Origin of the sequence: Longimicrobium sp. (assembly GCF_036280135.1) — a bacterium.
Taxonomy (GTDB): Bacteria; Gemmatimonadota; Gemmatimonadetes; order Longimicrobiales; family Longimicrobiaceae; genus Longimicrobium.
This window is the reverse complement of the sequence record NZ_DASURI010000778.1, coordinates 1-7,830: the sequence shown is the minus strand read 5'-3', so window position 1 is coordinate 7,830 and position 7,830 is coordinate 1. Positions and strand designations below refer to the sequence as shown.

Genomic DNA, 7,830 nt, shown 5'->3' with positions numbered 1-7,830 from the left:
GTGGCTATGGCGCGGGGGATCCACCCGATCCCATCCCGAACTCGGAAGTGAAAACCCGCTGCGCGGATGGTACTGCCGGGGCCACCCGGTGGGAGAGTACGGCGCCGCCGGCCTCATCTTGGACAAACGCCCGCTTCGATCTACAGATCGGAGCGGGCGTTTGCTTTTCTGTTGAGATCCAGAGCAACCGCATTCGCACGCAGAGGGAGCAGGGGCAGCAGAGGAACGGCAACTGCTTTTCTCACGCAGAGCCGCGGAGGACTGCTGTGGCTGGCTATCCCTGTAACCCGCAGTTATTCCAGGGCACCCTCCCCCGGCCTGACCACGTACACGTGCGCGTAGCCCTCGTGCGGCAGCTCGCGCAACGCCTGCTGGAACGCCGCGTGGCCGCGCTCCACCACGTCCCCGCGGACCTGCCGCGCGCGCAGCGACTGGCGCGCGAGACAGACCTCCAGCGGGACGTCGAAGGCGATCGCCACGCGTGGGCGGCGGCGTGACTCGGCCGCTTGGCGCAGCTTCTCGCGGCTACGCGGGTCCAGGTTGGTCGCATCCGCCACCGTCAGCCGGCCGTGCGTCAGGCGGCCGCGCAGCAGGGTGTAGAACACGGCGAACGCCTCGCGCGTGGCACCCTGGTTGGCCGCATCATCCGAGACCAGGCGCCGGCACTCGTCCGAGGAGACGATCTGCGTGTCGGTGAAGTGCGCCCGCGCGAACGTCGACTTGCCGCATCCCGATGGGCCCACGAGCACTACCAGCGCGTCGGGCGGAATCCGCATCTGCCCTACCCGCGGCTCCCCTTCCGCGGTGAGTTCGGTGATGTGCATGGAGGATGTCGGGATCAGTCCGGCGCGTCGTCGGGGGTGCCGGGGCGGAGGGCATCGGCGTCTTCCTCCACCTCCTCCACGACGTCGGGGACGGGGCACTTGGGCGAGTAGTAGCGCTTGAGCCAGGCGCTCAGCCCGTCCAGCCCGGGAAAGAGCACGCGCTCGGTGACGTTCGCCTGGTCCAGCTTGTCGCGGATCTCCCACTTGAGCTCCGCCGGGATGACGATGCGCCGGTACAGCTGCGGGTGCGCGGCCAGCCAGTCGGCCAGCATGGCCTCGGGGCGCGACATCACGGCGAAGAGCGCGAACTGGTTGACGATGCGGTCGTCCAGCGACGGCGGCTCGAAGAACAGGACGAACGGGTCTCCATCCAGTGCGTCGAACGCCTCCAGCGAGGGCGCGCGGCGTTCCAGCATCTCCACCGTGAAGACGTCCGCGGACTCGTTTTCCATCTCCTCGCGCAACGGGGCGGGGAGCAGGGCGTGCGCCTGCACGAAGTCCACCGTCCAGATCACCCCGTCGCGGTCAAACTCGCGCAGCCGCGCCGTTGCAAAGTGCAGGGCCACCTGGGGCGAGAACGTCCAGTCCAGCAGCCGCGTCGGCAGGCCGTGGTGCTGGGCGACGGCCATCCAGTTCCAGATGGAGTCGCTGGCCACGGCACCATCGCGGGCGTACTTGCGAAAGTTGCGCAGCAGGTGCTGCTCCATGCGCCCGTAGTCGCCGCCCAGCCGCGACAGGCTCGTCGTGAGCGGATAGCGGGCGCTGGATACGCCGCGGAACACGTACGGCGACCGGATGCGGCCCAGCCGCTCGTTGTACGCGTTGCGATAGAGCTGCTCGTTGAGCTGGTCCCAGGTCTCCACCCGGATCTCCGTCATCCCGCTTCGCCCCGTCCCCGCTGGGTTTCTGGCCGTTCATCCCCACCGCAGTCCCCCTCGGCAACAAGCGTACGCGCGACGGTGTCAGGGGTGGATCGTGGCCGGGCCCCATCGGATAGAGTCCCGCATCTACTCCCGTCCGCCAAAGCCGGGCCCCGCCCGCCAAACGTTGGGGGGACGCGCGGCAATCTCCATCCGCCGCAACCACTTGGGTCCGCGGGACGTCCCCGGTCCGGCGCTTGCCCTGTAGATCGAGACGATCACGCGCGCATCCGCCTGAACGCGCGTCCGCCGGCCGCCGCCCCCGGGGCACGGGTCCGGGTGACGAACGTCGGCAGAATTCCCTCCGGCGCGCCCCTTCCGACGTCCATGCGTCCTATCCCTTGACGCCGCTGTTTTCTCGATCCCGCGCGACACGGTCCTGTGCCGTGTCCCTGTGCCGCGCGCCGCGCCTCGTGCCCGGTGTGGCGATCGCGCTCGCCTGTGCGGCGGTGGCGCCGGCGCGCGCGCAGGAGGGCGGGGGGCTCTCGCTGGACGAGGTGCTGCGGACGACGCTTTCGGCCAACGCGGACATCCGCCGCGCCACGTGGGAGGTGGAGCGGCAGGGGGCGGGTGTGCGCGTGGCGGGCGGCGCGTTCGATCCCCAGGTGGCGGCCGGACTGTCCTCCGCGGCGGATCGCAGCCCGCTCTTCGGCACGGAGAACGTGCCGGGGATCCAGTCGACGAACACCGTCACCTACGACGTGGGCGTGGACCAGCCGTTCCGCTCGGGCCTGGTCGTCTCGCCCGCGCTGTCGTTCTCGCGGCTGGACGCCGTGGGGCAGTCGCTGGGCCCGCGCAACCAGGCGGTGGCCACGCTGGGGCTTACGATGCCGCTGCTGCGCGGCCGGGGCGGCGGGATGGCCCTGGCCGGCGAGCGCGCGGCGGTCATGCTGCACGCGGCGAGCGCGTCGGAGCTGGAGTTCGCGCGCAGCCGGGCGCTGCTGGGCGCCGTGGAGGCGTACTGGAGCTACGTGGCCGCCCACGCGCGCCTCGCGGTGCTGCGCGAGACGGAGGAGCGCAGCGAGCGCAACGTGCAGCAGACGCGGATGCTGGTGGCGGCGGACCAGCGGCCGGCCGTGGACCTGCTGCCCCTGGAGGCCAACCTGGCGTCGCGCCGGGCGGCGCGCATCAGCGGCGAGCGCGGGCTGATCACGGCGCGGCAGGAGCTGGGACGGGCGATGGGCATCCCCCCGGCGGAGGTGATGCGCCTGGCGCCGCCCTCCACGGACTTCCCCTCCGGCCCCGGCGCGGCGGGGATCGCCGCGGACAGCGGGATCGTCTCGCGCGCCCTGCAGCTGCGGCCGGACCTGGAGGCCGCGCGCCGCCAGCACGATGCCGCGCGGGACCTGCTCGCCGGCTACCGGCGGGAGACGCGCCCGCGGCTGGACCTGAGCGTCACGCTGGGATACCAGGGGCTGGAGGCGGGCGACGAGTGGGGGCGATACGTCTCGCCGTTCTACAGCGAGCTGGGCGGCATGCACACGCGGCTGGAGGTGATCTACGGGATGCCGCTGCGCAACCGGCTGGCGGACGGGCAGGCGCGGCAGGGCTACGCGGCGGAGCAGCAGGCCGCGCTGGCGTACGCGGAGCTGCGCCGGCAGGTGGAGCTGGACGCGGCGGCCGCGCTGGAGACGCTGCAGCGCTCGGCCGAGGAGCTGGTGCTGTTCGACGAGGCGGCGCGGCTGCACGCGCTGTCGCTGGAAAGCGAGCAGCGCCGCTACCAGCTGGGGACGAGCACCATCTTCGACATCATCAACGCCGAGGAGGGGCTTACCTCCGCGACGCTGTCCGAGATCGAGGCGCGCCGCACGTACGCCGTCTCCCTTGCCCGCCTGCGCCACGAGACGGGCATGCTGCTCCCCGGCGGCGCGCCGGACGCGCGGGCGCTGACGGGCGGGTAGAGGCGATCGACGAGCGCGTCCGCGTCCCTGTCGGGTCTCGGCGGATGATGATCGACGCGGATCCCCGGATGTCCCGGCGCGGCGCATCGTCCCCCGGCCGAGCGCGGTGACCGGCGGAGCTGGATCCCCCGATCGCGTCCCTTTGACCGATGCGGTGCCTTTCGCCCGTAACGAGGCACGATCGCGGTGGATCGCGGATGACGTGACGTTGGATGACGTGCCGCGGCGGATTCCGTGTCGTACGCGGGCCGGCGGCGGCTGGACGATACGCGACAGAAGGGCCGAGCCGCCCGGCGCAGATGCGCCGCGCCGACGTGCACGCGCCTGCCCCGCACCTTTCCTGGATGCCATGCCGACGGAAATCGGGAGCCCGCCGCAGGCCGCCACGCCCGCCGCGGCGCCGGCGCCCAAGAAGGAGATCTTTCGCTCCGTGGCCCTGGAGCGGCTGTCGTCGCCCGAGCAGCTCGACCAGCTGATGCAGGTGACCACCGCGCGCGGGTGGCTCCTGCTCATCGGCGTGGCGGCGCTGCTGGGGACGGCGCTCACGTGGGGGATCCTGGGCAGCGTGCCGGAGCGCATCGGCGGGCAGGGCATCCTCATCCGCAGCGGCGGCGTGCTGGAAGTGGAAGCGCCGGGCGACGGCCGCGTGACGGACGTGGCCGTGCGCGTGGGCGACAACGTGACGGAGGGCCAGGTGGTCGCGCGGATCCAGCGGCAGGACCTGGTGCTCCGCATCCAGCAGGCCCGCGCCAAGGTGAACGAGGCTCGGACGCAGTCGCAGCAGCAGCAGGCGTTCGGCGCGCGGGACGTGGAGCTGCAGGCCGCCTACCGTGCGCAGCGCCGTGCCCAGCTGCAGGCCACCATCGACGCGGGGACGAGCACCCTGCGCGCGCTCAACGACCGCGTCCAGAGCGAAGAGCAGCTCGTGCAGCAGGGTCTCATCACCCGGCAGGCCCTGCTGAACACCGTGCAGCAGCGCGACCAGCAGGAAGAGCGCGTGCGCCAGAGCCGCGCCGAGCTCGTGCAGCTGGATGCCGAGGCCGCGCAGACGGCCAACAACAACCGCCAGGCGGTGCTGGAGAGCCAGACGCGGCTGACGGAGGCGGAGCGCGAGCTGGCGCAGCTGGAGAACGAGCTGCGGACCACGTCGGAGGTGACCAGCCCGTACACGGGGCGCGTGCTGGAGCTCATCGTGGAGCAGGGGAGCATGGTGAACCGCGGCCAGCCCATCCTCACGGTGGACCTGACGGGGCGCGCCGTGAAGGGGCTGGAGGCCATCCTGTACATCCCCAGCGTGCACGGCAAGAAGATCCGCCCGGGGATGGAGGTGCAGATCGCCCCGTCCACGGTCAAGAAGGAGGAGTTCGGCTACCTGCTGGGGCGGGTGACGTACGTCTCGGACTTTCCCGTGACGCCGCAGGGAATGCAGCGCGTGCTCAAGAACGAGCAGCTGGTGACGGCGCTGAGCGGCGACGACGCCCCGTACGAGATCCACGCGGACCTGGTGCCCGAGAGCCGCAACGTGAGCGGCCTGCGATGGACGTCGTCCAGCGGGCCGCCCATCCTGATCAAGAGCGGCACCATGGCCACGGCCGGCGTGGTGGTGGAGCGGCGAAGGCCCGTGGAGATGGTGATCCCCCAGCTGCGCCGGCAGGAAGCCGCGGGCGGGGGCCCGGTGCGCCAGTGATGGAGCGGGCGCGGCGGGCCGTGGCCGTCCTGCGCGGCCGGGTGCGGAAGACGGCCGCGCCCGGCCGGCGCGCGCGCGTGCCCACCGTGCTGCAGATGGAGGCCGTGGAGTGCGGCGCCGCGTCGCTGGCCATGATCCTGGCGTACCACCGCAAGCTGGTGCCCCTGGAGGAGGTGCGCGCCGCGTGCGGAGTGTCGCGCGACGGCAGCAAGGCCAGCAACGTGGTCAAGGCCGCGCGGGGCTACGGGTTGGTGGCCAAGGGGTTCAAGAAGGAGCCGGGCGACCTGCGCGCGCTCCCCGTGCCCATGATCGTCCACTGGAACTTCAACCACTTCGTCGTCCTGGAGGGGTTCGGCAAGGGCAGGGCGTTCCTGAACGACCCAGCCCACGGCCCCCGCGCCGTGTCCGAGGAGGAGTTCGACCAGTCGTTCACGGGCGTGGCGCTCACCTTTGAGCGCGCGCCGGAGTTCGTCCCCGGCGGCGAGGGGCGCAGCCTGGCCGCCGCGCTGCGCCGCCGGCTGGCGGGTCTGCACGGGGCCGTGGCGTACGTCGTCCTGGCGGGGCTGGTCCTGGTGCTTCCCGGGCTGCTGGTGCCCACGTTCTCCCGCGTGTTCGTGGATGACGTGCTCGTGAAGGGGATGGGCGACTGGGTGCGGCCCCTGGCCGTGTTCATGGCCGCGACGGCCCTCGTCGTGGGCACGCTCACCTTTCTGCAGCAGCGCTACCTGCTGCGCCTGGAGGCGCGGCTGGCCATCTCCACCTCCGCGCGCTTCTTGTGGCACGTCCTTCACCTGCCCCTGCAGTTCTTTACCCAGCGCTTTCCGGGCGAGATCGCGTCGCGCGTGGGGATCAACGACCGCGTGGCGCAGCTCCTTTCCGGCGAGCTGGCGACCACCATGCTGGCGGCCGTGGTCGTCGTCTTCTACGCGCTGCTGATGGTGCGCTACGACCCCGTGCTGGCCGCCGTCGTCGTGGCGACGGCGGCGCTCAACATGGCGGCGCTGCGCTGGGTGTCGCGGCGGCGCACGGACCTGAGCGCTCGGCTGCAGCAGGACCGCGGCAAGGCCATCGGCACGGCCATGGGCGGGCTGCTGAACATCGAGAACCTCAAGGCCACGGGCTCGGAGTCCGACTTCTTCGCCCGGTGGAGCGGCTACTACGCCAAGGCCGCCAACGCCCAGCACCAGCTGGCCCTGCAGACGACACTGCTCTCCGCCGTGCCGCCCCTGCTCCTGGCCCTGAGCACCACGCTGCTGCTGGGCATCGGCGGGCTGCGGGTGATGGACGGGCGGCTGAGCATGGGCATGCTCATCGCCTTTCAGGCCCTCATGTTCGCCTTTCTCGCCCCCGTCAGCTCGCTGGTGAACATGGGCAGCGCCCTGCAGGAGGTGCGCGGCGACATGAACCGCCTGGACGACGTGCTCCGCGCGCAGTCCCATCGCCCCGACGGGCCCGCGCCGGACGCCGCCGATCCGTCCCCCGTCGTGGCCGCGCCGGCGCCGGGGCGGCTGGACGGGCACCTGGAGCTGCGACGCGTGTCGTTCGGCTACAGCCGGCTGGAGCCGGCCCTCATCCAGGACTTTTCGCTGGACCTGCGGCCCGGGATGCGCGTGGCGCTCGTGGGTGGGTCGGGATCGGGAAAGAGCACGGTGGCGCGCATCGTCAGCGGGCTGTACGAGCCGTGGGCGGGCGAGGTGCTGCTGGATGGTGTGCCCCGCGCGTCCATCCCGCGCCCCGTGATGACGAGCAGCTTTGCCGTCGTGGACCAGGAGGTGTTCCTCTTCGAGGGCAGCGTGCGCGACAACCTGACCATGTGGGACCCCACGGTGCCGGAGCCGGACCTGGTGGAGGCCGCGCGCGACGCCTGCATCCACGACGACGTGAGCGCCCGCCCCGGCGGCTACGCCAGCCTCGTGGAAGAGGGAGGGCGCAACTTCAGCGGCGGGCAGCGGCAGCGGATGGAGATCGCCCGCGCCCTCGTCAACCGCCCCAGCGTGATGATCCTGGACGAGGCCACGAGCGCGCTGGACCCCGGCGTGGAGCAGCAGATCGACGACAACCTGCGCCGCCGGGGATGCACCTGCCTGATCGTGGCGCACCGGCTGAGCACCATCCGCGACTGCGACGAGATCGTCGTCATGGACGGCGGCCGGATCGTGCAGCGGGGCACGCACGACGAGCTGGCGGCCGCCGAGGGGCCGTACCGCGGCCTCATCGCCGCGGAGTGACGCCATGACGACGACGCTGGCGGCGCTTCCCGGCGGCACCCCGCACCCCGCGGCCGGCAACCGGCCCCTGCGGCTGGACCCGGACGCCCTGTGGATCGTGCGCGAGGGACGCATCGACATCTTTGCCACGCGGCTGGACGCCGACGGCGAGCCCACGGGCCGGCGCCGCCACCTGTTTCGCCTGGAGGCGGGCGATCCCGTCTTTGGCCTGGGCGAGGATCCCGCCGGCGGCCGCGCGCTGCTGGCCATCGGCGCGCCGGGGACCGTGCT

General features: G+C 72.2%; 6 protein-coding genes and 1 rRNA gene. 5 read left to right on the top strand and 2 right to left on the bottom strand.

Translation table 11 applies throughout. The features are described from left to right. Positions 1-113: ribosomal RNA gene (rrf, locus tag VFZ20_RS25070) — 5S ribosomal RNA — on the top strand; the annotation flags it as partial. Positions 114-293: 180 nt separating this feature from the next. Here the strand turns inward: rrf and VFZ20_RS25065 are convergent. Both VFZ20_RS25065 and VFZ20_RS25060 read right to left on the bottom strand, forming a co-directional pair. Next, a complete protein-coding gene (locus VFZ20_RS25065) occupies positions 294-824 on the bottom strand; it encodes an AAA family ATPase (RefSeq protein WP_329686698.1) in 531 nt (176 codons plus the stop codon). A 14-nt stretch (positions 825-838) separates the two neighbouring features. Beyond that, on the bottom strand, positions 839-1,702 hold the full coding sequence (locus VFZ20_RS25060) for an FRG domain-containing protein (protein WP_329686697.1): 864 nt from the start codon (positions 1,700-1,702) through the stop codon (positions 839-841). A 464-nt stretch (positions 1,703-2,166) separates the two neighbouring features. Between VFZ20_RS25060 and VFZ20_RS25055 the strand changes: the two genes are divergently transcribed. The 4 genes from VFZ20_RS25055 to VFZ20_RS25040 all read left to right on the top strand — a co-directional run. Further along, positions 2,167-3,645: a TolC family protein gene (locus tag VFZ20_RS25055; RefSeq protein WP_329686696.1), complete on the top strand. Its 1,479-nt coding sequence runs from the start codon at positions 2,167-2,169 to the stop codon at positions 3,643-3,645. A gap of 349 nt (positions 3,646-3,994) precedes the next feature. Beyond that, entirely contained in the window at positions 3,995-5,332 is a 1,338-nt protein-coding gene (locus tag VFZ20_RS25050; RefSeq protein WP_329686695.1) for an NHLP bacteriocin system secretion protein, read from the top strand. Continuing rightward, the gene (locus VFZ20_RS25045) at positions 5,332-7,560 is read left to right on the top strand and encodes an NHLP family bacteriocin export ABC transporter peptidase/permease/ATPase subunit (protein ID WP_329686694.1); all 2,229 of its coding nucleotides are present in this window, start codon (positions 5,332-5,334) and stop codon (positions 7,558-7,560) included. Before VFZ20_RS25050 ends, VFZ20_RS25045 begins: the two co-directional genes overlap by 1 nt. 4 nt (positions 7,561-7,564) lie before the next feature. Beyond that, positions 7,565-7,830 (top strand): hypothetical protein (locus VFZ20_RS25040; protein ID WP_329686693.1); only part of this gene is annotated, 266 nt, incomplete at its 3' end.